This window comes from Streptomyces minutiscleroticus (genome assembly GCF_014650875.1).
GTDB classification, from domain to species: Bacteria; Actinomycetota; Actinomycetes; order Streptomycetales; family Streptomycetaceae; genus Streptomyces; species Streptomyces minutiscleroticus.
Genome location: NZ_BMVU01000050.1, coordinates 1 through 22,986, shown reverse-complemented (window position 1 = coordinate 22,986; position 22,986 = coordinate 1). Strand labels below are relative to the sequence as shown.

The following is a 22,986-nucleotide window of genomic DNA, read 5'->3' as shown; positions in this document are numbered from 1 at the left end:
CGGTGCGGTGCGCCGGCGAGGGCGCGGGCACCGCCGTCCGCGGCAGGGAGGAGAGGCACGTATGGCCGAGAGACCGGATCCCGTCGTCACCACCCCGTACGGAGCGGTGCGCGGCCGCTACGAGGACGGGGTCGCCGTCTTCCGCGGCGTCCCCTACGCCGCCCCGCCCTTCGGCCCCCGCCGCTTCATGCCGCCCGTGCCGCCCGAGCCCTGGGACGGCGTGCGCGACGCCGGTTCCTTCGGCCCGACCCCGCCGAAGCCGCCGTACTCCGCGCGGTTCGCCCGGCTGCTGGCCGACCCGGTGGTGCCCGGCGACGACTGCCTGAACCTCAACGTGTGGACGCCCGAGCCGGACCCCGCCGCCCGCCTGCCGGTCATGGTGTGGATCCACGGCGGCGCGCTCACCCGCGGCTCCTCGGCCCTGCCCGTCTACGACGGCCGCGCCTTCGCGCGCGACGGCGTGGTGCTCGTGTCCCTCAACTACCGCCTGGGCGTCGAGGGCTGGGGCCTCTTCCCGGACGCGCCCGCCAACGCGGGGCTGCGGGACCAGATCGCCGCCCTGGAGTGGGTGCGCGAGGCGGTCGGCGCGTTCGGCGGCGACCCGGACCGGGTGACGGTCTTCGGCGAGTCCGCGGGCGCCATCAGCATCGGCGCGCTGCTCGCGAGCCCGCGCGCCGGGGGGCTGTTCCGGCGGGCGGTGCTGCAGAGCGGGGCGCCCGAGGCCACCGACCGGGACAGGGTGCGGCGGATGGTGCGCAGGACGGCGGCCCGGCTGCGGGTCCCGGCCACCGCCGCCGCGTTCGCCGCCGTCGACCGGCGGCGCCTCGCCGCCGCCCAGGCCGCGGTGGGCCGCCGCGCGGGCCCGCTCCTGGGCGGGCCCGCCTTCGGTGTCGTCGTGGACGGCGACGTGGTGCCGCGCGACCCGCTGCGCGCGCTGGTGGAGGAGGGTGCGGCCCGGGACGTGGAACTGCTGCTGGGCTGGACCCGCGACGAGCACCGGCTGTGGCTGGCGCCCACGGGGCTCGCCGAACGCCTCGACCGGCTCGGCCCCCTCGCCCTGGCCGGGGCCCGGGCCCGCTGCCGCTGCGGTCCCGCCGTGCCCCGCGGCTACCGCGCGGCCCGTCCGGGCGCGGGCGCCGCCGACCTGGTCGGCGACATGATCACCGATCATCTGCTGCGGGCGCCGCTGCACCGCCTCGCCGACGCCCGCGACGGCGCCGCCGCGCCCTCGTACGTCTACGAGTTCGCCTGGCCCTCGAACCTCCCCGGGCTCGGCGCCTGCCACGCCCTGGAGCTGGGCTTCGTCTTCGACACCCTGGGCGAGCCGGACGCCGCCCGGCTCGCCGGCCCCGGCGCGCCGCAGGAACTCGCCGACGCCGTGCACGGGGCGTGGGTGCGCTTCGCCTGCGGTGGGGACCCCGGCTGGCCGGCCTGGGACGCCGCGCACCCGGTACGGGTCTTCGGCGCCGGCGCGGGAGCGGAACCGCGTACGGAGGCGGGCGGTGACGCATGTGCGGCCGCCGGGGAGCCGGTCGTCGCGTACGGCCCGCGCGACCGCCAACTGGCGCTCTGGGAAAGGGGGTCCGGCTCTGCGGTGTCCGCACCCGCGGCGCGTCCCCGACCCGGTCCGTCCCCACGCGGTACGGCGCGGCGGTCGGTCGCGGCGCGCTTCCGCCGCTCCGCCGGTGCCCGTCGGCCCTGATGGCGGCCCCGCCCGGCGGGCCCGGCGCGCGGGCGGGCGGCCGCGGCGGATCACGCCGTCCGCAGCGTCTCCGCGATCCCCGCGACCGTGGCGGGGCCCACCCGGCAGCAGCCGCCGATCAGGCGGGCGCCCGCACGGACCCACTCGGTGACCCGTTCCGGTGCGAACGTGGACCGCCCCCGCCACGCGCGCGCCCGCGCGTCCCACCGCTCGCCGCTGTTCGGGTAGACCACGACGGGCCTGCCCGTCACGCGCGCGGCCGTCTCCACCGCGGGCGTCACGTCCTCGGGCGCGCAGCAGTTCACCCCGACGGCGATCACCTCGTCGGCACCGGCGGCGAGCGCGAAGGCCTCCTCCAGCGGCTGGCCCGCACGGGTGCGGTCCCCGGCGACGCTGTACGACAGCCAGGCCGGCACCCCGAGTCCGCGCACCGCGCGCAGCAGCGCCGCGGCCTCGTCGGCGTCGGGCACGGTCTCCAGCGCGAGCACGTCGGGCCCGGCCGCGGCCAGGACCTCCAGACGGGGCCGGTGGAAGCGCTCCAGCTCGCCGACGGTCAGGCCGTACCGGCCCCGGTACTCCGAGCCGTCCGCGAGCATCGCCCCGTAGGGCCCGGCCGAGGCGGCCACCCACAGCGGGCCGGCCGCGCCGCCCGACTCGGCACGGCGGGCGGCCCCGCGGGCGAGCGCGACGCTCAGTCCCAGCAGCTCGGTCACCCGCCCGCGCGGGACGCCGCGCGCCCCGAACCCCTCGAAGGTCGCCTGGTAGCTCGACGTGATCGCCACGCGGGCGCCCGCCCGGTAGTAGGCGAGGTGCGCCTCGGCGACCGCCTCCGGCCGCTCGGCCAGCAGCCGCGCCGACCACAGGCCGTCGCCGAGGTCGTGCCCGGCCGCCTCCAGCTGGTTGGACAGCCCGCCGTCCAGGACCACCGGGCCCGCGGCGAGGGCCTCGGCGAGCGGGACGGGGGAGGTCGTGGGGGCCGCGCGGCCGGAGGCGGTGCTCATGCCCCCGACGCTAGTGCCGTGACCGGAAAGGTTCACCGGCTCACGACGCCCGGCACGGCACTTCGCCGCGTTGTCGGAGCCACCCGGGTACGCCCGGTACGAGGGTGGTCCTCCGCCTTGCGATGCACCGCACCGGACGCCGCGAGCCCATGGCAAACCTTTCCGGTCACGGCACTGGTCGACCCCGACCGGGGAGGACCTGTCCGAGGGGAGCCCTCCGAGGGCAGCCCTCCGAAAGGGACCGGCCGGCCTCCGCGTCCCACAGGTCCGGGCCGTGGGAGGCCACGAGGCCGCGGACGCGGGCGAGGACGTCGGCGGCGGGGAGCGGACCGAGGCGGCGGCCGCCGCGCAGGCGCAGGGCGCCCCGGTCCGCCGCGGCCTCCCGCGCGCCGATCACCGCCTGGTACGGAACGAGGCGGGCCGCGCGGACCCGGGCGCCGAGGCTGCCGTGCTCCGGCCCGCCCGCCCGTCCGCGTGTCCGGGCCCCGCGTCCGCACCGCACCTCCTGGCGCAGGGTGCCGGCTTCGCAACTTTCGGTCCCTCCCGACCCGTTGACCTCGTTCTCGGCACGGCTTTACGGTTACCGCCGTTCTCGCCGTTCGGCAGGGCAGATCGCATACGGGATCTCGAACGACGGACGCGCCGTGCCGTCCCCCCACCCCGGAGAGGCAGTCCCGCATGAGCCGCGCACACGACCTGCCCGACCACTCCGGTCCCGGCGGACCGGTCCGTTCCGGCGGCGGGGGCACGCGATGAGACGCGCGCACGCGGTGCTCCTCGCCCTCTGCCTCGCCGTCGCCGGGGCCCTCGCGGGCGCCGGCCCCGCGCAGGCCGCCCCGCAGGCCGTGGTCAGCGGCACGCAGTTCACGGACGTGTCCGGCGCGCCCGTGCGCGCCCACGGCGGCGGCGTCCTCAAGGTCGGCGCGTACTACTACTGGTTCGGCGAGCACCGCAACGCCGACAACACCTTCCGGTACGTCGACGCCTACCGCTCCACCGACCTGAAGAACTGGGAGTTCCGCAACCACGTCCTGACGCAGTCCGGCGCCGCCGAGCTGGCGAGCGCCGGCATCGAGCGGCCGAAGGTCATGTACAACGCGGCCACCGGCAAGTTCGTGATGTGGATGCACAAGGAGAACGGCACGGACTACGGCGAGGCGCGCGCCGCCGTCGCCGTGTCCGACACCGTCGACGGGAACTACATCTGGCGGGGCAGCTTCCGCCCGCTGGGGCAGCACATGTCCCGCGACATCACGGTCTTCACGGACACCGACGGCACCGGCTACATGGTCTCAGCCGCCCGCGAGAACTACGACCTGCACATCTACCGGCTCACCGCCGATTACACCGGCATCGCGAGCCTCGTCGCCAACCCCTGGCCGGGCGGCCACCGCGAGGCGCCCGCGCTGTTCAAGCGCAACGGCGTGTACTTCATGCTGACGTCGGGCGCGACCGGCTGGAGCCCCAACCAGCAGCAGTACGCCACCGCCACCAGCCCCGCCGGGCCCTGGACCGCCATGGCGAACGTCGGCGACTCCACCGCCTACGGCTCGCAGACCGCGTACGTGCTGCCCGTGCAGGGCACCTCCGGCACCTCCTACCTCTACCTGGGCGACCGGTGGGGCAACTCCTTCGGCGGCACGGTGAACGACTCGCGCCACGTCTGGCTGCCGCTGTCCTTCCCGAGCGCCACCACGCTGTCGATGTCCTGGTACCCGGAGACCGTCGTGGACACCGCCGCCGGCACGGTCACGGGGCGCGGCGGCCCCTACGAGACGCTGGCCGCCCGGCACAGCGGCAAGTGCGCCGACGTCCCGGGCCAGTCGCAGCTCGCGGGCGCCGCGCTGAAGCAGTACACCTGCAACGGCGGCGGCAACCAGCGGTTCTGGTTCCAGGACGCGGGCGGCGGGTACGTCCGGCTGATGGCCCGGCACAGCTCCTTCTGCCTGACCGAGCAGGCCGCAGGCGTCACCCAGGAGCCGTGCTCCACGGCCACCGCCCAGCAGTGGAGCGTCACCGCGTCCGGCGGGTACGTCCTGCTCAGGTCCCGGGCGACCGGCGAGTGCCTGGACGTCAGCGGCGGCTCGGCCGCCGACTCCGCGGCGCTCATCACCCACGCCTGCAACGGCGGCACCAACCAGCAGTGGACCCGCGCCGCCTGACCCGGCCGGGCCCGGCAGGCGCCCGGGCGCGGCGTGCCGCCCGTCGGCCCGGCGGCCGGGACCGGGCCCCCGGCCGGGTCCCCGGTGCCGAGGGCTCAAAGAAGCCCTATCTCTTCGGGGAGGAGCGGGACAACACTCACACCTCTGCCCGCGGAGCGAGCGCGTGAGCGGAGCCGGTGCGCGACGGACCGGCTCCGCGGTACCCGCCTCCCGCGGGGGCGGGTGCGACAGACGCCTGGGGCGTCCCGACCGGAACCGGGGCGCCCCAGGTCCTCGCACGGGACGGGGTCCCGGACGCAGGTCCCCGGGACGCACGTGCCGTACGGGCGTGCGACCGATCATGGCCGGAAAGGGGCCGCCGGACGGCCGCCCACGATACCGTTGACCCTTCACGGGTACGCGAACCCGTGGTGGAGCCCGACAGGCGAGGGACCGAGGAAGCGACATGGAGCACCCCGGCGACAAGCGACTGGCGGCCGCCGTCGTGATGCACGAAGGCCATGTCCTGCTGGTGCGGCGCAGCGAGAAGGAGCGGTTCCTGCCCCGTGTCTGGGGCGTCCCCTGCGGCAAGCTGGAGCCCGGCGAGAGCCCCGAGGACGGCGTGCTGCGGGAGCTCAAGGAGGAGACGGGCCTGCTGGGCGAGGTCGTCCGCAAGGTCGGCGAGTCGTCCTTCGTGAGCGACTACCAGGGGCACGAGACCAAGAACCGGCAGGACAACTTCCTGGTCAGGCCGCTCTCCCGGCACATCACGCTGCCCGAGTCCGACCAGACCTTCACCTGGCTGCGGCCCTCCGAGCTGACCACCGTCGACGTCGACGCGTACAACCTCGACGTCGTGCGGCAGGCGCTGGAGGCCGTCGCGGAGGCCGGACCGCGGGGCGCGGGGCGGCTCAGGACGCCCTGAGCAGTTCGGCCAGCGCGGCCAGTTCCGCCAGGTAGTCGCGCACGCTCAGCGGCACCTTCGGCACCGCCTCCGGGTGCGGCCCCGCCGTGAACACGTCGGTGTGCCGCCGCCGTCCCCGGCCCGTCTCCAGGAACAGCGTCACGGTCGGCCCGGGCGCCTCGGTCCTGGCCCGGTGCAGGGTGTGCGCGGGCAGGGCGTACGTACTGCCCGCCGTGTACTCCGCGACCTGGGCGAGTCTCAGCGACGCGGCGCCCGCCGGTTCGAGGAGCCAGTCCGCCGACCGCCCCGCCAGGGACTCCCGGTAGCGCTCGGCCGGTGCCCCGCCGCCGTCCCCGGACGCGTACAGCTCCATCGTCAGCCGCCCCCGCACCACGCACGAGGCGAGCGGCGAACGGTGGTTGTGCACGTCCTCCCCGCCCGCCGCGCCCCCGCCGGGGTGCCACAGGTGCGCGCGCAGCATGTGGCGCGAGCCCGCGTCGACGAGCAGCAGCTTGTCGAAGCCGAGGACGTGGCGGTACGAGAGCCGGGCGCAGGCCTCCGGGTCGCCCTCCCCCGAGGCGAGGTCGGCGACCAGTTCGAGGAGCCGGCCGGGGGCGCCCAGCTCGCCGACGAGGGAGCGCGCCACCGCCAGGCGCTCGTGCTCGGGCAGTTCGCCGTCCAGTGCCTCGGCCAGCGACCGCCGTACCGCCAGGACCTGCCGACCGCCCATGCGCATCCTCCCCCGCCGGCCCGCGTCCGGGCTCAATCGTCCGGTCGGTACATCCATATGGCATGGGCACGCAGTGCCGAAAGACCTTGATAGGTCATCCACAGGGGACGGCGGAGCAGCTCACCGGCGTTGTCGGGGGACCAGGTCCAGATGCCGTCGGTCTGCGCAGCGGCCACGGCCGCCGCCGCGCCGTTCAGCCGCTCCCGCCACGCGTCCTCCAGCCCGTCCTCGTGCGCGACCGCGCGGGCGCCGGGCGTGAGCAGGGCGCGCAGCACCCACGCGGCGGCGAAGTGCCGCACGTTGAGCACCTCGTGGCGCGCGGGGTCGTCGATGCGGGGGCGGCGCACCTCCTCGCGTACGGGGGTCAGGTCCAGGCAGCCGTCGTGCCGGGTGTCCGGGCAGGCCAGCAGCCAGCGGACGCCGTCCTCGCGGGCGGCGCGGACGGCGTCGGGCTCGGGCGCGACGCGGGCCGCGCGGTCCAGGGCGAGCACGGCCTGCGCGGTGTGCACCGCGGACGGCGGGCCGTGGGACGCGGCGAGCCGGTAGGCCCAGCAGCGGCGGTGCCCGCGGCGCGGATCGGTGATCGCCCCGGCGGCCAGCGCGTCCCGCAGCCGCGGCAGGGCCTCCGAGCCGGGCGCCGCGCGCAGCAGGCCGCGCAGCACCGTCGTCACCACGTGGGTCAGCTCCCGCCCCGTACGGTCCAGTTCGTCGGTGAAGCGGGCCGTGCAGGCCTCGGCCGCGGCGGCCACGCGGATCGGGTCCGCGCCCGCCCGGGCCAGCGCGCCCAGCACCAGCGCGGTCACCTCGGGACGGGCCGCCGCCCCCTGCGAGCGGGCCGACCAGCCGCCGTCGGGCAGTTGGAGGTTCCACAGCGTCCGCACCAGCTCGCCGGTGCCCAGCCGCCCGTCGGGCGTCCCGAGGTCGAGGAGGGTGTGCAGGCCGTACGCCGTGCCGACCGAGGTCGGCCGGCCGTGCTCCTGCTCGCCCAGCGAGTGCGGCCAGCCGGTGAGCCGGCCGCGGTCCGGGTCGTCGACGACGCGGACCTGCTCGACCAGCGTCTCGTACGCGGACGCGCACAGCCGGGGGAGCGGCCCGGGGGCGGGCGCGGCCGGCGCGGTGCCGGCCCGCCGCGCGGTGAACGGGCCGGGCGTCCGGGCGGGGTCGGCGGCGCGGGCCCGCAGCAGAGCCGCCGACAGCCAGGCCGCGGCGGCGGTGCCGAGACCGCTCACCACCGCCACGGCGTAGCGCGCGCTCTCGCCGTCGAGGCCCGGCGGCAGGACGCCGAGGAGCGACTGGAAGACCGCGTATCCGGCGGCCACGCAGCCGAACCCGCCGAGCCACCGCACGATCCGGCCGGATCCGCCTCCGTCGCGCATCCCGGGCAGGGGTTCCGGTCTGAACCGGTCGCGGCGCGGCTGCTGGTGGGACACGGCCCGATTCCTCCCCCGAAGCGGCACATGACCAGGGAAGCCTTCAGTTTAAGTGGTGGAAGGGGCGCCTGGGACGGGGAGCGCGACCGAATTCCGCACCAACTGAAGTCCCTGTAACGGGAGTTGAGTGCGCCGGAGTGCCGCGACCGCGCTCGCGGAGCGTACGGCCGGACGGCGCGGGCGGACAGGGAGTCGGACGGAACGGCCGGGCGGGGAGGCGGACGGGCGGCACGAGTGGTGCGAGCGGGCGGCGCGGGCGGGTGGTGAGTGGTCGTGACGAGGCCGGCGGGGGATCACCCCCAAGTCGTTCAATGTTCATGTTTTCCGTCGACTCTCGCATGCGACACGGCCACGCCGGTGGCGTCGAGCGAGGAGAGCGACCATGGGGCACGGGCACCACCATCACCACGATCACGATCATGGCCACGGCCACGGGCACGGCTCCGAGGGCGCCGCGCTGCCGGCCGCCTTCGACACCTCCGTCCCGGACGAGGCCCTGACCCCCGAACAGCACTCGCGCCGCTCGATGCTGCGCCGGGCCGGGCTGCTGGGCGCGGGCCTGGCGGCGGGCAGCGTGCTCGGCCAGACCGCCGGGGCCGCTCCGGCGTACGCCCAGGGCGGCGGCCGCGGCAGGAAGAACGGCTTCCTCTGGCTGGCCGGCGACCACCACATCCACACCCAGTACAGCAGCGACGGCAAGTACCGCGTCGTCGACCAGGTCCGCCAGGGCGCCCGGCACGGCATGGACTGGCTGGTCATCACCGACCACGGCAGCGCCACCCACGCCAGGATCGGGGTCGAGAAGGTCAACCCGGACATCGTCGAGGCCCGGGCCGCCCACGAGGACACCCTCGTCTTCCAGGGCCTGGAGTGGAACATCCCGGCCGCCGAGCACGGCACCGTCTTCGTGCACCCGGGCAGGAACGAGGTCTCCGTCCTCAAGCAGTTCGAGACCGGCTACGACGGCAGCGTCAAGGGCGCCACCTCCTCCACCCCGGCCAACGAGGCCCTCGCCGTCGCGGGCCTGAACTTCCTCGCCGACCAGGTGAAGCGGCGCAAGGTCAAGGACGCGCTGATGCTCGCCAACCACCCGGCGCGCAAGGGCATCGACTCCCCGCACGAGATCCGCGCCTGGCGCGACGCGACGTCCCCGGGCCACCGCATCGCCGTCGGCTTCGAGGGCGCCCCCGGCCACCAGGCCGGCGGTCTGCCCAAGCCGAACGGACCCGGCGGGGCCCGCGGCATCTACGACGGCAGCCCGAGCGCCAACTCCTTCGCCGGCTACCCGCTGGAGAGCTACCGCACCTGGGGCGGCTTCGACTGGATGACCGCCACCGTCGGCGGCCTGTGGGACAGCCTCCTCGCCGAGGGCAAGCCCTGGTGGATCACCGCCAACTCCGACTCCCACCAGGTGTACGCCGACACCGCCGCGCGCGGCGGCGGCGACTTCAACGCCAACGGCCGGTACGACGACCCCGTCTACGGCGGGCAGATCGACCTCACCGAGAACGACTACTGGCCCGGCTACTACAGCCGCACCCACGTCGGCGCCGAGGGCTTCACCTACGCCGACGTCATGGACGGCATCCGGGCCGGCCGCATCTGGGTCGACCACGGCCAGCTCATCAGCGGCCTCGACGTCCGGGTCGCCGGCGGCAGCCGCTGGGCCACGCTCGGCGGCGCCCTGCACGTGAAGAAGGGCACGCGCGTCACCCTGACCGTGAACGTGGCGCTCGCGGGCGGCCCCAACTGGGCGGGCTTCGTGCCGAAGCTGGCGCGCGTCGACGTCATCCAGGGCGACGTGACCGGCGAGGTGAAGGACAAGGACACCTTCACCGCGCCTACGGCCAGGGTCGTCAAGTCCTACGAGGTCAACAAGGACAGCGGCACCGTCAAGCTCACCTACGACCTCGGCCGCGTCGACCACCCTGTCTACGTCCGGCTGCGCGGCGGCGACGGCAAGCGCACGGCCGTCGGCCCGAACGGCGCGGCCGTCGACCCGGCGGGCCCGGCCATCGACGTGATCGGCGACGCCGACCCGTGGGAGGACCTGTGGTTCTACTCCAACCCGGTCTGGGTCCTGCCCTCGTGACGCCGTACGCCCTCACCGTCGACACGGACGTCACGGACCTGCTCGCGGCCGACCACCTGCTCAGGACGCTGGCGTCCGGACTCGGCCTCACCGGGGCCGAGGACGTGTTCGGCTGCACGCACCTGGTACGGGACGGCCGGCCGCGGGTCGCACTCTCCTTCGCCCTGCCGGCGCAGGGGGCGCGGGACGCCGCCCGGGACCGGCTCACGGACCAGGGGTACGAGGTCACGGACGGCGTGCCCGACGAGGCGGGCCGTGCGGTGCTGTACCCCGGAGCCGCGTCCCTCACCGGCACCCTCACGGTCGCGGAGCTGCTCGCGCGCACCGCGATCGACCGGGTGACCGTCCTGGGCGCCCAGGAGCCGCCCGCCGCGGACACCGCGCTGGTGACGCGGGACCACGTGCGGCCGCAGTGGCAGGACGGCGAGCTGGTCCTGGCCGCCATGCCCGCCCTGGGCGGCACCCTGGTGCCCTTCGAGCACCCGGACCCGACGCCCTGCTGCGCGGACCACTGAGGCGGACCGCTGAGGGCCCGGCCGGGCCCCGCACGCCACGTTCCGTCCCGGACGTGACGCGCGGGGCCCGACGCGTCAGTCCGCGGTCCCGGGCTTTTCGGGTCCCGAGAACACGAAGGAGAACCCGGCGGGCCGCGCCCACAGGCGGTACGGCGGCAGCGGGCCCGGACCGGGTGGTGGAGAGGCGCGGTCGGGTCCGTGGCTTCCTTCGTGCTCGCCGTGTCGGCTGTGTCCGCTGTGTCCGCTGTGTCAGCCGTGTCCCGGCCACCGTACGGCGGCCGGGACACGACCGGGGACGGTCGTGCGCGGGCGGGCGGCTCAGAGGCCGAGGGCGTCCCGGACGAAGGCGTTGCGGAACGTGCCCTCCGGGTCCAGTTCCCGCGCCAGCGCCGTGAAGTCGGCCATTCGCGGGTAGCGCCCGCGCACCACGTCCGACGGCACGGTGAAGACCTTGCCCCAGTGCGGACGCGGGTCGAACGGGTCCAGGGCCTCCTCCAGGCGGCCCACCACGGGCAGCACGGCCTCGGTGTCCTCGACCCAGGTGAAGTGCAGTGCCACGCTGTCGCGCCCGTACGCCGGGCTCAGCCACTGGGTGTCGGCGGCGATCGTGCGGACCTCGCAGATCTGCAGCACCGGCGCGACGGTCCCCCGTATCGCGTCCAGCGCGCGTATCGCGTCCAGGGCGTGCTCGCGCGCCAGCAGGTACTCGGACTGCAGCTCGGCCCCGCTGCTCGGGGTGAAGCCGGGCCTGAAGTGCGGCAGCCGCTCGTGCCACGGCCCCGGCACGCCGAACTGCTCGGTGGCGTTCAGCGGGGACATGCCCGGCACCGGGTGCCGCTTCTCCGCGACCGGCTCCGACCAGGGGAAGCGCGGCTCCGGCAGGTCGGTGCGCTGCTTGACCCAGGTCTGCACGAAGCCGGACTGCCGCCAGTCCGTGAACATGCTCACGCTGTACGCCGAGGCCGCGACCGCCGCGTGGTCCAGCCCGTCCAGGGGGATCGGGCCGTACACGCGCTGGCTCACCTCGTAGGCGGGCTCCAGGTCCAGGGTGAGCGCGGTGACGACGCCGAGCGCGCCCAGCGAGGTGACCGCGCCGCCGAAGCGGGCGTCCCCGCGGCCGATCACCAGCGTGCCGCCGTCGGCCGTGACCAGCTCCACCTCGCGGACGGCCGCGGCGAGCGGGCCGTTGCCGTCGCCGGAGCCGTGGGTGCCGGTCGCCACGGAACCGGCGACGGAGATGTGCGGCAGCGAGGCCATGTTGTGCAGGGCGAGACCGTGCCGGTGCACCGCCTCGGCCAGCTCGGCGTAGCGGACGCCGCCGCCCACCCGCACCGTGCGGGCCGCGGTGTCCACGTCGATCACCGGCGGCAGGTCCGCCAGGGAGACCAGGGCGCCCTCGGTGCCCGCGTCGGCGATCGTGTTGAAGGAGTGCCCGCTGCCGAGCACCCGCACCCTCCCGCTCTCCGCGACGAGCGCGCGCAGCGCGTCGAGCGAGCGCGGGCGGTGCAGCTCCTTCGCCGTGTACGTGATGTTGCCCGCCCAGTTGGTGACTGCCTCGGTCATCCGCGTCCTTCCTCACACCGGATCGCCCGCCCACCGGGTGCGCCGCGGGGTGCGGCACCGGTGACGGGGCACGCCCGCCACCGCGCGCGTACGAGGGCATCGGACCTCATCGGCAGCACGAAAACAAGACCCCGGACGATCATGAAAACAAGCTCCCACGTGCGCCTTCGCCCTCCAGAACCGCTCTGTTCCGCCGCTGTGGGCGGTTCCGTGCCGCCGTCCCGGACGGGGCCGCGCGGCCTTCCGTGACGGGTGTCACGGCCGTTCGCCGGGCACCCGGCCCGTGGTTCCGGCGAGCGGGGGCATACCGTGAGGAGTCGAGCGCAGCTATCCGGGAGCGAGGAGAACAGGATGGGCAGCCGCACCGCACTGGTAGAGGATCTGATGGAACGGTTCCCGCACGTACCGCGGGAAGCCGTGTTCAAGGAGGACCTGCTGCGCGGTGGTGTGGCCTTCGACGCCTCGGCGCTCAGCGACAACGAGAGCGGCGAGGTCAAGCCGAAGTCGTACTTCATCTTCTCCTTCGACCACGGCACGCTGCCCGAGCTGGGCGAGGCCGCGCTGCGCCGCCCGCCCGAGGAGATCATCCTCACCGGCGGCCCGTACGACCTGCGCCGCACGGTCGTCTCCGTCCGCGTGAACCCGTCCTCCCCGTACCGGGTCGCCGCCGACGAGGACGGCGTGCTCGGCCTCTACCTGGACGGGAAGCGGATCGCCGACGTCGGCGTCCCGCCCATGCCGGAGTACTACCGCCACAAGCTCTCCAACGGGAAGTCCGTGATGGAGGTGGCCCCCACCATCCAGTGGGGCTACCTGATCTACCTCACCGTCTTCCGCGTCTGCCAGTACTTCGGCGCCAAGGAGGAGTGCCAGTACTGCGACATCAACCACAACTGGCGCCAGCACAAGGCGGCCGGGCGGCCGTACACGGGCGTGAAGGACGTGGAGGAGGTCCTGGAGGCCCTGGAGATCATCGACCGCTACGACACGGCGAAGGCGTCCACCGCCTACACGCTGACCGGCGGCGCGATCACCAAGACGGTCGCCGGGCGCGACGAGGCCGACTTCTACGGGCACTACGCCAAGGCCATCGAGGAGCGCTTCCCGGGCCGCTGGATCGGCAAGGTCGTCGCCCAGGCCCTGCCGCGCGACGACGTGCAGCGCTTCAAGGACTACGGCGTCCAGATCTACCACCCGAACTACGAGGTCTGGGACGAGTACCTGTTCAAGATGTACTGCCCCGGCAAGGAGCGGTACGTCGGCCGCGACGAGTGGCACAAGCGCATCCTGGACTCGGCGGAGATCTTCGGCGCGCGCAACGTGATCCCGAACTTCGTCGCCGGTGTGGAGATGGCCGAGCCCTTCGGCTTCAAGACCGTCGACGAGGCCATCGCCTCCACCACGGAGGGCCTGCGCTTCTTCATGTCGCACGGCATCACGCCCCGCTTCACCACCTGGTGCCCGGAGCCGACCACCCCGCTCGGCAAGGCCAACCCGCAGGGCGCGCCGCTGGAGTACCACATCCGGCTGCTCCAGGCCTACCGGCAGACCATGGAGGACTTCGGCCTCTCCTCCCCGCCCGGCTACGGCCCGCCCGGACCGGGCCGCGCCGTCTTCTCGGTGAGCTCGTTCATGGACAGCCTGCCGGCGGACGGCGGCGCCGGGGACGGCGGGACCGGCGGGGACGGGGCGGACCGCACGGCCGCGGGCGCGCCCGTCGGCTGAGGCCGTCGCCCGGCGAGGGGAACGGGGAACAAGGGCGGGGAAAGGGACGAGGGGACACCCGGCCGTTAATTCGGTGGCGGCCGGGCGGGACGGGTCCCTAGGGTGGGCGTCACCGGACCGGGAGCGGCTGTGGCCGCCCGGCCTCCGGCGAGCCGATGCGTTCGGGAAGACGAGTGGAGAAGAGGAGGTGTCGACCGATGGCTGTCATCGCGACGGGCGCCGCCCGCATCCAGTCCATTCCGTCCACCTCCGTGGCCACCGGCTGACCTCCACATCTCCGCGCACGGGCGCGCGGCCGGGGCCACCCCTGCGAAGGGCACCCCTTGTACTCCTCGTACTCTTCCTCCTCCTCTTCCCCTTCCCTCTCCTCTTCCTCGGCCTCCTCCGCCCCGGCGCATCCGCTGGCCCCCTACGGCTGGGACGACGCGTGGGCGGCGGAGTTCGCGCCGTACGCCGGCCGGGGCCTGGTGCCCGGGCGGGTCGTACGGGTCGACCGCGGCCGGTGCGACGTGGTCACCGCCGACGGGCTCGTGCGCGTCGACACCGAGTTCGTCACCCCGCACGACCCCCTGCGGGTCGTCTGCACCGGTGACTGGGCCGCCGTCGACCCGGACGGCGACCCCCGCTACGTCCGGGCGTACCTGCCGCGCCGCACCGCCTTCGTGCGGTCCACCTCCTCCAAGCGGTCGGAGGGGCAGATCCTCGCGGCCAACGTCGACCACGCCGTCATCGCGGTGTCGCTGGCCGCGGAGCTCGACCTCGGCCGGATCGAGCGGTTCCTCGCGCTCGGCTGGGAGTCGGGCGCGCAGCCGCTGGTCGTGCTGACCAAGGCGGACCTCGTGCCCGACCCCGCGACGCGGGGCCACCTCGTCCAGGACGTCCGAGGGGCGGCGCCCGGCGTCGAGGTGCTGCCGGTCAGCGCCGCGGCAGGGGAGGGCGTGGACGTCCTCGCGGCGATCGTCACCGGCGGTACGTCCGTGCTGCTCGGCCAGTCCGGCGCGGGCAAGTCGACGCTCGCGAACGCGCTGCTCGGCGAGGACGTCATGACCGTGCAGGCCACGCGCGACGTGGACGGCAAGGGCCGGCACACCACCACGACGCGCAACCTGCTGCTCCTGCCCGGCGGAGGCGTCCTCATCGACACGCCGGGGCTGCGCGGCGTGGGCCTGTGGGACGCCGGGACCGGCGTCGAGCAGGTCTTCGCCGAGATCGAGGAGCTGGCGGCCGGGTGCCGCTTCCACGACTGCGCGCACACGGCCGAGCCGGGCTGCGCGGTCCTCGACGCGGTGGAGACGGGGGCGCTCCACCGGCGCCGCCTCGACAGCTACCGCAAGCTCCTGCGCGAGAACCAGTACATCGTCGCCAAGACGGACGCCCGGCTGCGCGCCGAACTCCGCCGCGACTGGAAGCGCAAGGGCGCGGAGGGCCGTGCGGCGATGGAGGCGAAGCGAGGACGCCTGCGCTGAGCCGGCGCCCGGCCCCGGGCGCCGGCCCCGGCCCGTCGCCTGCCCCGGCCCGTCGCCTGCCCCGGCCCGTCGGCGGGCCTGGGCAGGCTCCGGCCCCGGCGCCCCACCTGGAGCGGAGCGCCGACAGGACCCCGTCCGGCCGCACCGGCCGGACGGGGTCCGCCCGTTCTGTGACCGGACGGCCCCGCGCGACCCGGAGGCTTTCGACGATTTCAGGAGACTTTCGCCGGTTCCGGGAGACTTTTGCCCGTTCCGGGGAGCGGACGGCCCTGTGCCGGAGGAACGGCGGCCCCTGAGAAGCGGGCGGGTCTCGTCCACCTGGAGGGGCGCCCGGTCTCGTGTCGGCCGGGTGGCCCTTGCGGGGCAGGCGGCCTCGTGCCGGCCGGGTGGCCCCTGCGGGGCGGGCGGTCTCGTGCCGGTCGGGCGGTCCCCGGGGGCGGGCGGGGCTGCCCGTTCCGGTTGCCGGGCGCCTCGCCGAGGGGGCGGGGCGCCCGGTGGGCGGCCTCGTGCGCGCGCCCGCAGCGCCGTGTCCGATTTCCGCCAGCCCCGCCGCCGGCGACCCCGCACACTGGAGGGGTGATCGAGCAGGACACGCGGTACGAGGCGGTGCGCAGCAGGGACGCGCGGTTCGACGGGGAGTTCTTCTTCGCCGTCGAGACGACCGGCATCTACTGCCGCCCGAGCTGCCCCGCGGTGACGCCCAAGCGGCACAACGTGCGGTTCTACGCCACCGCCGCAGCCGCCCAGAGCCACGGGTTCCGGGCCTGCCGGCGGTGCCGCCCCGACGCGGTGCCCGGCTCCGCCGAGTGGAACGTGCGCGCCGACGTCGTCGGCCGCGCGATGCGGCTGATCGCCGACGGCGTCGTCGACCGGGAAGGCGTCGCGGGCCTCGCCGCCCGCCTCGGCTACAGCGCCCGCCAGGTGCAGCGCCAGCTCACCGCCGAACTGGGCGCGGGCCCGGTCGCCCTGGCCCGCGCCCGGCGGGCGCACGCCGCGCGGGTCCTGCTGCAGACCACCGACCTGCCGGTCACCGGCATCGCGTTCGCGGCCGGCTTCGCCAGCGTGCGGCAGTTCAACGCCACGATCCGCGCGGTCTACGCCGCCACGCCGAGCGAGGTGCGCGCCGCCGCGCCCCGCGGCGGCCACGGCCCGCGCCGCGCGGCCGCCCCGTTCACCGGCATCCCGCTGCGCCTGGCGTACCGCGGCCCGTACCAGGCGGGCGCCCTCTTCGACCTGCTCGCCGCCGAGGCCGTACCCGGCGTCGAGGAGGTCACGGGCGCCCCGGGCGCCCGCACCTACCGCCGCACCCTCCGCCTCCCGTACGGCACCGGCGTCGCCGCCGTGGACGAACGCCCCGGCGCCCCCGCCGCTCTCCGGAAGGGGACCGGCCGGACGGTCCCGGGGCACCCGGCCGTCGGGCACCCCGGCGGCTGGCTCGACGCCCGGCTGCGGCTCACCGACCCGCGCGACCTGACCACCGCCGTGCAGCGGCTGCGGCGGCTGTTCGACCTCGACGCCGATCCGTACGCCGTGGACGAGCGGCTCGCCGCCGACCCCCTGCTGGCCCCGCTCGTCGCCGCCCGGCCCGGCCTGCGCGCACCGGGCGCCGCCGATCCGGAGGAACTGGCCGTACGGGCGGTGGCCGGGCCGGAGGAGGCGGCGCGGCTGGTGCGCGAGCACGGCAAGGCGCTCGACGCCCCGCACGGCACGCTCACGCACCTCTTCCCCGAACCGGCGGCCCTCACGGCGGCCGTGCCGCACGGCACCCTCGGCGCGCTCGCCGCCGCGCTGGCCGACGGCGCCCTGCGCCTGGACGCGGGCGCCGACCGCGACGCGGCGCACGCCGCCCTGCTGGCGCTGCCCGGCATGGACCCCGGTACCGCCGCGACCGTCCGCGCCCGCGCGCTCGGCGACCCCGACGTGGCCCCGCCCGGCGTACGGGCCCCCGACGGCTGGCGCCCCTGGCGCTCCTACGCCCTGGCCCACCTGCGGGCCGCCCACCCGACCGGCCCCTCGGGCCCGCACACACCGGAACCGGAAGCACAGTCATGACGACATCGACATCGACAGCGACATCGGCGGCAGCGGCGAGGCGGAGGGCGCCGGCGTCCGCCCCGCCCCCGCACTACACGACCCTCGACAGCCCCCTCGGCCCGCTCCTGCTCACCGCCGACGCGTCGGGCGCCCTGACCTCCCTCTCCGTCCCGGAGCAGAAGGGCGGCCGGACGCCGCAGCCGGAGTGGCGGCACACCCCGGACCTCTTCCGCGCGGCCGAGCGGCAGCTCGCGGCCTACTTCGCCGGCGAACTGGAGGAGTTCGACCTGGAGTTCCGCACGTCCGGCACCGACTTCCGGGAGCGCGTGTGGGCCGCCCTGGACTCCGTGCCGTACGGGACGACCACCACGTACGGGGAGATCGCCGCCCGCGTCGGGGCGCCGCGCGCCGCCCTGCGGGCCGTCGGCGGCGCGATCGGCGCCAACCCGCTGCTGATCGTGCGCCCCTGCCACCGGGTGATCGGCGCCGACGGCTCCCTCACCGGGTACGCGGGCGGGCTGCACCGCAAGACGCGCCTGCTCACCCTCGAAGGCGCCCTCGCACCGGACCTCAGTCGTCCTCCAGTCCCCAGCTGTGGATCCGCCGCGGACGGATCCGGATCAGCTCCTCGCTGAAACGGGGACCCAGCCCGTGCGGCCCGGTGAGGAGTTCGGCCTCGCCCCGGACGTCGACGCCGCGCACCTTCCACGGGCGCACACTGACGATGTCGTCGACGACGAGGGCGACCTTGGGGTTGCGCTGCAGGTTGCGCCACTTCTTGGTGCTCCCCATGGCGTACCCGCCGATCAGGATCGTCCCGTCCTCCTGCGGGAAGAACCCGACCGGGTTGGCCTGCGGCTGTCCGTGCGGGTCGACGGTCGCCAGCCGCCCCAGCCGCTGGGACCTGAGGTAGGCGCGCTCCGCCTCGCTGAATTCGCTCATGCCGGCCAGCGAAGCACGATCCGCCGCACGCCGTCGGTCCGCACGGCCCGCGGGCCGTGCCGTCCCGTCCCCTTCCGCCGCGTTCCGTTCGGTCAGTCCGTCCGGTCCGCGGGGTGGTGCCGGGTCACCCATCCGCGCTCGTAGGCCTGCCAGCCCAGTTGGAGCCGGGTGCTCACGCCCGTCAGCTCCATCAGCCGCTTCACCCGCCGCTGCACGGTGCGCAGGCCGAGGTCGAGCTGCTTGGCGACGCTCGCGTCGGTGAGGCCGGCCAGGAGCAGGGAGAGGATCTCCACGTCGGTGCCGTCCGGGCCGTCCGGATCCTGCTCGGTGAGGCCGCCCGCGCCCGACCGCAGCGGCAGCGCGTCCCGCCACACCGCCTCGAACAGCCCCGACAGCGACTCCAGCAGTCCGCTCGCGTGCACCACCAGCGCGGCGGGCTCCGGCGCCCGCCGGTCGGGCCCCTCGGCGTGCGCGGTCAGCGGCACCATGGCGAGCGTGCGGTCGGCGATCACCAGCTTGGTCGGCACCCGGTCCACGACCCGCACCTGCTCGCCGCGGCCGAGCGCGACGGCCACACCGTTGAGGCCGGCGGGCCGGTGCAGCACCTCCCGCTCGATGACCACGCGGAAGCGGACGCCGCGGTCCGCCGCCTGCTCCTCCGCGTCGTTCTCGACGGAGGACACGGCCATCGGCGTACCGGTGACCAGGGCGCGGACCTCGTCGCTCGCGCCGAGCTGGAGCTGCAGGAACCGCTGGGCGACCGCGCCCGCGCCGGTGACCACCTCCACCAGGTCGTGCGCGGCCGGCTCGGCGGCGTGGGCGCGGTACTCCGCGGCGAGCAGCGCGGCCGCCAGCTCCGCCTTCTCCAGCTCGTGGCGCTGCTGGGCGAGGAGCGCGCCGAGGGCGACGCCGGGCGGCGCGGCGACCCAGCGGCCGGGCCGGGCGGTCGACTGGGCGGCGAGACCGTGGCGTTCGAGGCGGCGCAGCGCCCGCTCGGTGTCGTGCTCGCCCAGGGTGAGACGGCGCGCGAGGTCGGGCACGTCGGCGGCGCCCACGGACACCAGCATCCGGTACGCCGACTCGTGCGTCTCGTCCAGACCGATCGCTCCCAGCATGCGAACGACACCCCTCCCCAGAGTTCCCGGCACGGTCGGCCGTGGCGGAAAACGGCCACGGCGCGAACCCGCCGTCGCACATCATCGCCGCACCACCGGTCACTCCGCCAAGGCGGGGTCTCCCCGGTACCGGCGGCCCGCCTCCTCACGGGCACGACGGCCCGCCGGACGGGCCCGCGCCGTCGCCCGCCGGGCCGCCGCACCCGTCTTTCGGCCACGGGCCCGCGCGCCGGTTTTTCCTGACGCCCCGTTTCCAACGCGCCCGCGCGGTGGACAATTGTGGGCATGAGCCAGCAGGGGGAGAGGCCCACCGGCCAAGAGGACGACTGGTGGGGGGAGTTGTACGCCGACTCCGCCCAGGACACGGGACCGGCGGCCGCGGCCGACTCCCTCGACGACCGGTTCGCGTCGGCGGCCGGCACGGTGGGGGACGGCGGGCCGGAGCCACCGGACACGAACAGCCCGGGACCGGCCATTCCGCCTCCGCGCCGCGCGGCGACCGGCCCGCACCGGCGGGAGGTACCCGACCCGCCCGGCCCGGCCGCCCGGCCGGAATCGGACGGGACGACCGGCCCGGCCGACGAGCCGCGGACGCCCGGCCCGTCCGGAGCGGGTGTCCGGCGGGACGCGTCCGGTGCGTCGGAGACCGACGGGGGCAGCGAGCGGGGAGCCCCCGGTGCGGGCGCGTCCTCGGCGGCAGTCCCGGCGGAGGGTGCGCCGGGACCCGGCAGCACCCCCGGTGGAGCCCCGTCCGGCCCACCGGTGCCGCCCGGTCCGCCCGGGCCCTCGTACGCGCCGCTGCTCCCCGGCGGGCTGCGGCCCCGGCGTGCCCCCTGGGAGCCGCCCGAACGGCCGCCGGGGCCTGCGACCTTCCCTCCCGGCTTCCGGCCGAACGCGCCGGCGGCCGGCGATCGGCCGCCGTCCCCGTCCCCGCACCCCGCCGCGCCTCCGTCCGTCCCGCCCGCCCCGTCCGGCGGGCCCGCCGCCTCCACCGCGGGTCCCGCCTTCGGCCCTCTGACGCCCCCGCCCGGTGCCGCCTGGAGCGACACGCCTCCCGTCCCCGCGGACGACCGGTCCCGCGAGCCCGTCCGCGACGGCATACCGGCGCCTTCACGCCCCGGCCCCGCTCCGGCCGGCGTGAAGGAGCCCGACGACCCCGCCGACGCGCCCCCCGCCCCCGCCGGGGCGGAGGAGCACCCGGCGGAGGAGGAGCAGCCCGCGCCCCATGTCGCCTACGTCGGCTCCGGGCCGCCCACCTACGCCGCCGAGCCGGGCGTCCTGCCCGCCGCCGACCCGGACGCGCTCGGCGACCTGGTCGCCGACACCGTGCTGGACGGCGCCCGGTACGGGGCCTGCACGCTGCGGGCGGTGTCCGCGCGCGGCGACTCCCCGCGGTACCGGGGCGAGCCGCGCCGCGACTCCCTGCTCACCGCCCGCTTCGGCAGCGGCGACGACGCCCTCGTGCTGGTCGCCATGGCCACCGGCGCGCGCGGGACGCCCGGCGCGCACCGGGCCGCCGCCGAGGCCTGCCGGTGGATCGGCCGGGCCGTCGGCCGCAGCCACGTCCGCCTCGCCGAGGACCTCCGCGCCGCCCGCCGCGGCGAACTGAAGTCCGGTCTGCAGCGGCTCACCGACCGCAGCCTCGGCCGGCTCCGCGCCACCGCCGCGGAACAGGGCGTCGCCCCGGAGGAGTACACGGCGACCCTGCGCTGCCTGCTGCTGCCGGCCGACCCCGGGTGCCGTGTCCGCGTCTTCTTCGGCGTCGGCGCGGGCGGCCTGTTCCGGCTGCGCGACGGGGAGTGGCAGGACATCGAGCCGCGCGTCGCCGCGGCCACCGGCGAGGCCGTCGTCGGCTTCGGCTCGCTGCCCCAGGAAGAGGCCCAGCGGAAGCCCCACGAGACCTCCGGGGGCGACCGGTTCACCATGGACCTGGGCATCACGACGCCCCCGAGCCCGTACGAACCGGCCCCCGCGGCGCCCCGGGCCCCGTTCCGCTTCCGGGCCTCGGTCGCCCGCCCGGGCGACACGCTGCTCCTGTGCACCGCCGGTCTCGCCGACCCGCTGCGCGGCGAACCCGGCCTCGCCGTGCACCTCACGTCCCGCTGGTCCGCCGGCCGCCCGCCGGGCCTCGCCGCGTTCCTCGCGGACACCCAGACACGGGTCAAGGGGTACGCCGACGACCGTACCGCCGCGGCCGTGTGGGAGGAGTGAACCGCGGCCCGCGGCACCACCTCCGGTGCGCGGGCGCGCCGGGGCGGCCGGTGCCGCTCCGGAGGCGTGCGAAGGCCCGTGCGAACGTCGCCGGGGGGCGCCCGCGGCGCCCCCCGGTCGTACGGACGGAACGACCGCGCCGCCACGGCTCCGTCGTCTACGCCCACAAGGGCAGTGGCGCGTCGGCAGTTGGGGCGATTTGCCGCGGGCCGCACGCGAGCGGGCCGGGCCACCGCGCGTGGCGGGGCACCGCCCGCTACCCCGCCGCCCGCAGCGGCAGGTGCACCGGGCCGCCTCCCCCCGCCGGAGGACGGCCGGTGCGCGGTCCGGTGCGCGGAACGCCCCCGCACCGGCGTTCCACGGGCCCGCCGGGCGCGCGGGCAGGACCTACGGCATGGACGCCGCGTACTGCGTGAGCCGCAGGGAGTTCCGCCGCACGGCGTGCTCCGCGTCCCGCCCGCGTCCGGACGGCGTACCCGGCGGCGGCCCGGGAGCGTCCCCGGCGCACCGTTCCGGCTTCACGCAACCGGGGCGCGGTGGGGCGGCCGTACGAGGGCGGATGCTCGTTGACCATTCGACATGACTGCCGTGTTCGGGCCGGGGGCATGCATCCCGTGAACGTGTTCGGGCCTGAGGGGAACGACCGACAGCAGCGTGTGGGCGGGGGTCATGAAGAGGCATGCACGAGGAGGCGGTCCGGTGATCACCGGGACCCTCTCCGTGAAGAAGGCCGGACCGACGGCGGAACCGGCGGACAGCGAGGCGCACCTGAACGGCTTCGCGCAGTTCAGGCGCAGGCTGACACGAACGGACCTGCGCGCGGTGCCCGAGGTGCGCCGGGCCCTGCGCGAGATGCTGAGGCAGTGGGGGAGGCCGGGAAGGGCGGAGATAGCGGAACTGCTCACCAGCGAGCTCGTCACCAACGCGCTCGTCCACACCGACCAGGACGCGGTGGTCACGGCGACCGTCGGACCGCGTTCGCTGCGGGTCGAGGTCAGGGACTTCGTGGCCCGCAGGCCGCGGCTGCGGGTGCCGGGCGCCAACGACGGCACCCACGGCAGGGGCCTGATCCTGGTCCAGTCGCTCGCCGACGCCTGGGGCGTCCGGCCGCACGCCGTGGGCAAGGCGGTGTGGTTCGAACTGGACGGGGGAGCGGCGTGACGGCGCCCGTGTCCGGGAACCCGCCTTTGGCCGCGGCGGCGTGACGCCCGCGCGTACGGGGGCCGGACCCCTCGGACCGAGCACCCCGGACCACGGGCCCGGCTCCGGCTCCCACCTCGGACCACGAGCCAGGCCCCGCCCCGTCCCCTGACCACGAGTCCGGCCCCGGGCCCCTGACCACGAGCCCGGCGCAGGACTACGGACCCGGAACCCGCGACGGACGGTGGCGTGGCACCTGTCAGGTGCCACGCCAC

General features: G+C 76.1%; 17 protein-coding genes and 1 pseudogene. 11 read left to right on the top strand and 7 right to left on the bottom strand.

Annotated elements, in window-relative coordinates; translation table 11 throughout:
* The first annotated feature begins 61 nt into the window (after window positions 1–61).
* Window positions 62–1,702: a carboxylesterase/lipase family protein gene (locus IE271_RS32320; protein WP_190194048.1), complete on the top strand. Its 1,641-nt coding sequence runs from the start codon at window positions 62–64 to the stop codon at window positions 1,700–1,702.
* A gap of 50 nt (window positions 1,703–1,752) precedes the next feature.
* Here the strand turns inward: IE271_RS32320 and mmuM are convergent, their stop codons facing one another.
* Both mmuM and IE271_RS42485 read right to left on the bottom strand, forming a co-directional pair.
* Window positions 1,753–2,703 carry a homocysteine S-methyltransferase gene (gene mmuM / locus IE271_RS32315; RefSeq protein WP_190194047.1) on the bottom strand — a complete coding sequence of 317 codons (951 nt, stop codon included), beginning with the start codon at window positions 2,701–2,703 and terminating at the stop codon, window positions 1,753–1,755.
* 253 nt (window positions 2,704–2,956) lie between these two features.
* A pseudogene (locus IE271_RS42485) lies at window positions 2,957–3,178 on the bottom strand (threonine--tRNA ligase); the annotation flags it as partial.
* 277 nt (window positions 3,179–3,455) lie between these two features.
* On the opposite strand from IE271_RS42485, the gene IE271_RS32310 reads away from it, so the two are divergent.
* Together IE271_RS32310 and IE271_RS32305 are read left to right on the top strand one after the other, a co-directional pair.
* Window positions 3,456–4,865: an RICIN domain-containing protein gene (locus IE271_RS32310; RefSeq protein WP_190194046.1), complete on the top strand. Its 1,410-nt coding sequence runs from the start codon at window positions 3,456–3,458 to the stop codon at window positions 4,863–4,865.
* A 445-nt stretch (window positions 4,866–5,310) separates the two neighbouring features.
* Entirely contained in the window at window positions 5,311–5,769 is a 459-nt protein-coding gene (locus IE271_RS32305) for an NUDIX hydrolase (RefSeq protein WP_190194045.1), read from the top strand.
* Here IE271_RS32305 and IE271_RS32300 read toward each other — a convergent pair.
* The gene (locus IE271_RS32300) at window positions 5,756–6,478 is read right to left on the bottom strand and encodes a hypothetical protein (protein ID WP_190194044.1); all 723 of its coding nucleotides are present in this window, start codon (window positions 6,476–6,478) and stop codon (window positions 5,756–5,758) included. The two genes, IE271_RS32305 and IE271_RS32300, sit on opposite strands and share 14 nt — an antisense overlap.
* Before the next feature lie 32 nt (window positions 6,479–6,510).
* The gene (locus IE271_RS32295; protein ID WP_229919691.1) at window positions 6,511–7,908 is read right to left on the bottom strand and encodes a prenyltransferase/squalene oxidase repeat-containing protein; all 1,398 of its coding nucleotides are present in this window, start codon (window positions 7,906–7,908) and stop codon (window positions 6,511–6,513) included.
* Window positions 7,909–8,290: 382 nt separating this feature from the next.
* Between IE271_RS32295 and IE271_RS32290 the strand changes: the two genes are divergently transcribed.
* Together IE271_RS32290 and IE271_RS32285 are read left to right on the top strand one after the other, a co-directional pair.
* Window positions 8,291–10,000 (top strand): PHP domain-containing protein, encoded by a 1,710-nt coding sequence (locus tag IE271_RS32290; RefSeq protein ID WP_190194043.1) that lies wholly within the window; start codon window positions 8,291–8,293, stop codon window positions 9,998–10,000.
* A complete protein-coding gene (locus IE271_RS32285; RefSeq protein ID WP_190194042.1) occupies window positions 9,997–10,515 on the top strand; it encodes a hypothetical protein in 519 nt (172 codons plus the stop codon). Before IE271_RS32290 ends, IE271_RS32285 begins: the two co-directional genes overlap by 4 nt.
* Window positions 10,516–10,833: 318 nt before the next feature.
* Here IE271_RS32285 and IE271_RS32280 read toward each other — a convergent pair whose 3' ends face one another.
* On the bottom strand, window positions 10,834–12,078 hold the full coding sequence (locus IE271_RS32280) for an FAD-binding protein (protein ID WP_190194041.1): 1,245 nt from the start codon (window positions 12,076–12,078) through the stop codon (window positions 10,834–10,836).
* Window positions 12,079–12,429: 351 nt separating this feature from the next.
* Between IE271_RS32280 and IE271_RS32275 the strand changes: the two genes are divergently transcribed.
* From IE271_RS32275 to IE271_RS32260, 4 genes are all read left to right on the top strand, one after another.
* The gene (locus tag IE271_RS32275) at window positions 12,430–13,803 is read left to right on the top strand and encodes a radical SAM protein (protein WP_229919690.1); all 1,374 of its coding nucleotides are present in this window, start codon (window positions 12,430–12,432) and stop codon (window positions 13,801–13,803) included.
* A gap of 323 nt (window positions 13,804–14,126) precedes the next feature.
* Complete coding sequence (gene rsgA / locus IE271_RS32270) at window positions 14,127–15,269, top strand: ribosome small subunit-dependent GTPase A (protein ID WP_190194040.1); 1,143 nt, start codon at window positions 14,127–14,129, stop codon at window positions 15,267–15,269.
* A gap of 579 nt (window positions 15,270–15,848) precedes the next feature.
* A complete protein-coding gene (locus IE271_RS32265; protein WP_190194065.1) occupies window positions 15,849–17,321 on the top strand; it encodes a bifunctional transcriptional activator/DNA repair enzyme AdaA in 1,473 nt (490 codons plus the stop codon).
* Window positions 17,318–17,938 carry a methylated-DNA--[protein]-cysteine S-methyltransferase gene (locus tag IE271_RS32260; RefSeq protein WP_190194039.1) on the top strand — a complete coding sequence of 207 codons (621 nt, stop codon included), beginning with the start codon at window positions 17,318–17,320 and terminating at the stop codon, window positions 17,936–17,938. Before IE271_RS32265 ends, IE271_RS32260 begins: the two co-directional genes overlap by 4 nt.
* Here IE271_RS32260 and IE271_RS32255 read toward each other — a convergent pair.
* Complete coding sequence (locus IE271_RS32255) at window positions 17,874–18,245, bottom strand: PPOX class F420-dependent oxidoreductase (RefSeq protein WP_190194038.1); 372 nt, start codon at window positions 18,243–18,245, stop codon at window positions 17,874–17,876. The two genes, IE271_RS32260 and IE271_RS32255, sit on opposite strands and share 65 nt — an antisense overlap.
* 92 nt (window positions 18,246–18,337) lie before the next feature.
* Window positions 18,338–19,360: a TrmB family transcriptional regulator gene (locus IE271_RS32250; RefSeq protein ID WP_190194037.1), complete on the bottom strand. Its 1,023-nt coding sequence runs from the start codon at window positions 19,358–19,360 to the stop codon at window positions 18,338–18,340.
* 285 nt (window positions 19,361–19,645) lie between these two features.
* Between IE271_RS32250 and IE271_RS32245 the strand changes: the two genes are divergently transcribed.
* Together IE271_RS32245 and IE271_RS32240 are read left to right on the top strand one after the other, a co-directional pair.
* Window positions 19,646–21,571 carry a protein phosphatase 2C domain-containing protein gene (locus tag IE271_RS32245; protein WP_190194036.1) on the top strand — a complete coding sequence of 642 codons (1,926 nt, stop codon included), beginning with the start codon at window positions 19,646–19,648 and terminating at the stop codon, window positions 21,569–21,571.
* A gap of 768 nt (window positions 21,572–22,339) precedes the next feature.
* Window positions 22,340–22,732 (top strand): ATP-binding protein, encoded by a 393-nt coding sequence (locus IE271_RS32240; protein ID WP_373308876.1) that lies wholly within the window; start codon window positions 22,340–22,342, stop codon window positions 22,730–22,732.
* Window positions 22,733–22,986: the final 254 nt, after the last annotated feature.

What these genes read in the sequence shown, in the direction of transcription:
- IE271_RS32320 (WP_190194048.1), top strand. Translation starts at nt 62, where the DNA reads ATGGCCGAGAGACCGGATCCCGTCGTCACCACCCCGTACGGAGCGGTG.
- mmuM (WP_190194047.1), bottom strand. Translation starts at nt 2,703, where the DNA reads ATGAGCACCGCCTCCGGCCGCGCGGCCCCCACGACCTCCCCCGTCCCG.
- IE271_RS32310 (WP_190194046.1), top strand. Translation starts at nt 3,456, where the DNA reads ATGAGACGCGCGCACGCGGTGCTCCTCGCCCTCTGCCTCGCCGTCGCC.
- IE271_RS32305 (WP_190194045.1), top strand. Translation starts at nt 5,311, where the DNA reads ATGGAGCACCCCGGCGACAAGCGACTGGCGGCCGCCGTCGTGATGCAC.
- IE271_RS32300 (WP_190194044.1), bottom strand. Translation starts at nt 6,478, where the DNA reads ATGGGCGGTCGGCAGGTCCTGGCGGTACGGCGGTCGCTGGCCGAGGCA.
- IE271_RS32290 (WP_190194043.1), top strand. Translation starts at nt 8,291, where the DNA reads ATGGGGCACGGGCACCACCATCACCACGATCACGATCATGGCCACGGC.
- IE271_RS32280 (WP_190194041.1), bottom strand. Translation starts at nt 12,078, where the DNA reads ATGACCGAGGCAGTCACCAACTGGGCGGGCAACATCACGTACACGGCG.
- IE271_RS32275 (WP_229919690.1), top strand. Translation starts at nt 12,430, where the DNA reads ATGGGCAGCCGCACCGCACTGGTAGAGGATCTGATGGAACGGTTCCCG.
- IE271_RS32260 (WP_190194039.1), top strand. Translation starts at nt 17,318, where the DNA reads ATGACGACATCGACATCGACAGCGACATCGGCGGCAGCGGCGAGGCGG.
- IE271_RS32255 (WP_190194038.1), bottom strand. Translation starts at nt 18,245, where the DNA reads ATGAGCGAATTCAGCGAGGCGGAGCGCGCCTACCTCAGGTCCCAGCGG.
- IE271_RS32250 (WP_190194037.1), bottom strand. Translation starts at nt 19,360, where the DNA reads ATGCTGGGAGCGATCGGTCTGGACGAGACGCACGAGTCGGCGTACCGG.
- IE271_RS32245 (WP_190194036.1), top strand. Translation starts at nt 19,646, where the DNA reads ATGAGCCAGCAGGGGGAGAGGCCCACCGGCCAAGAGGACGACTGGTGG.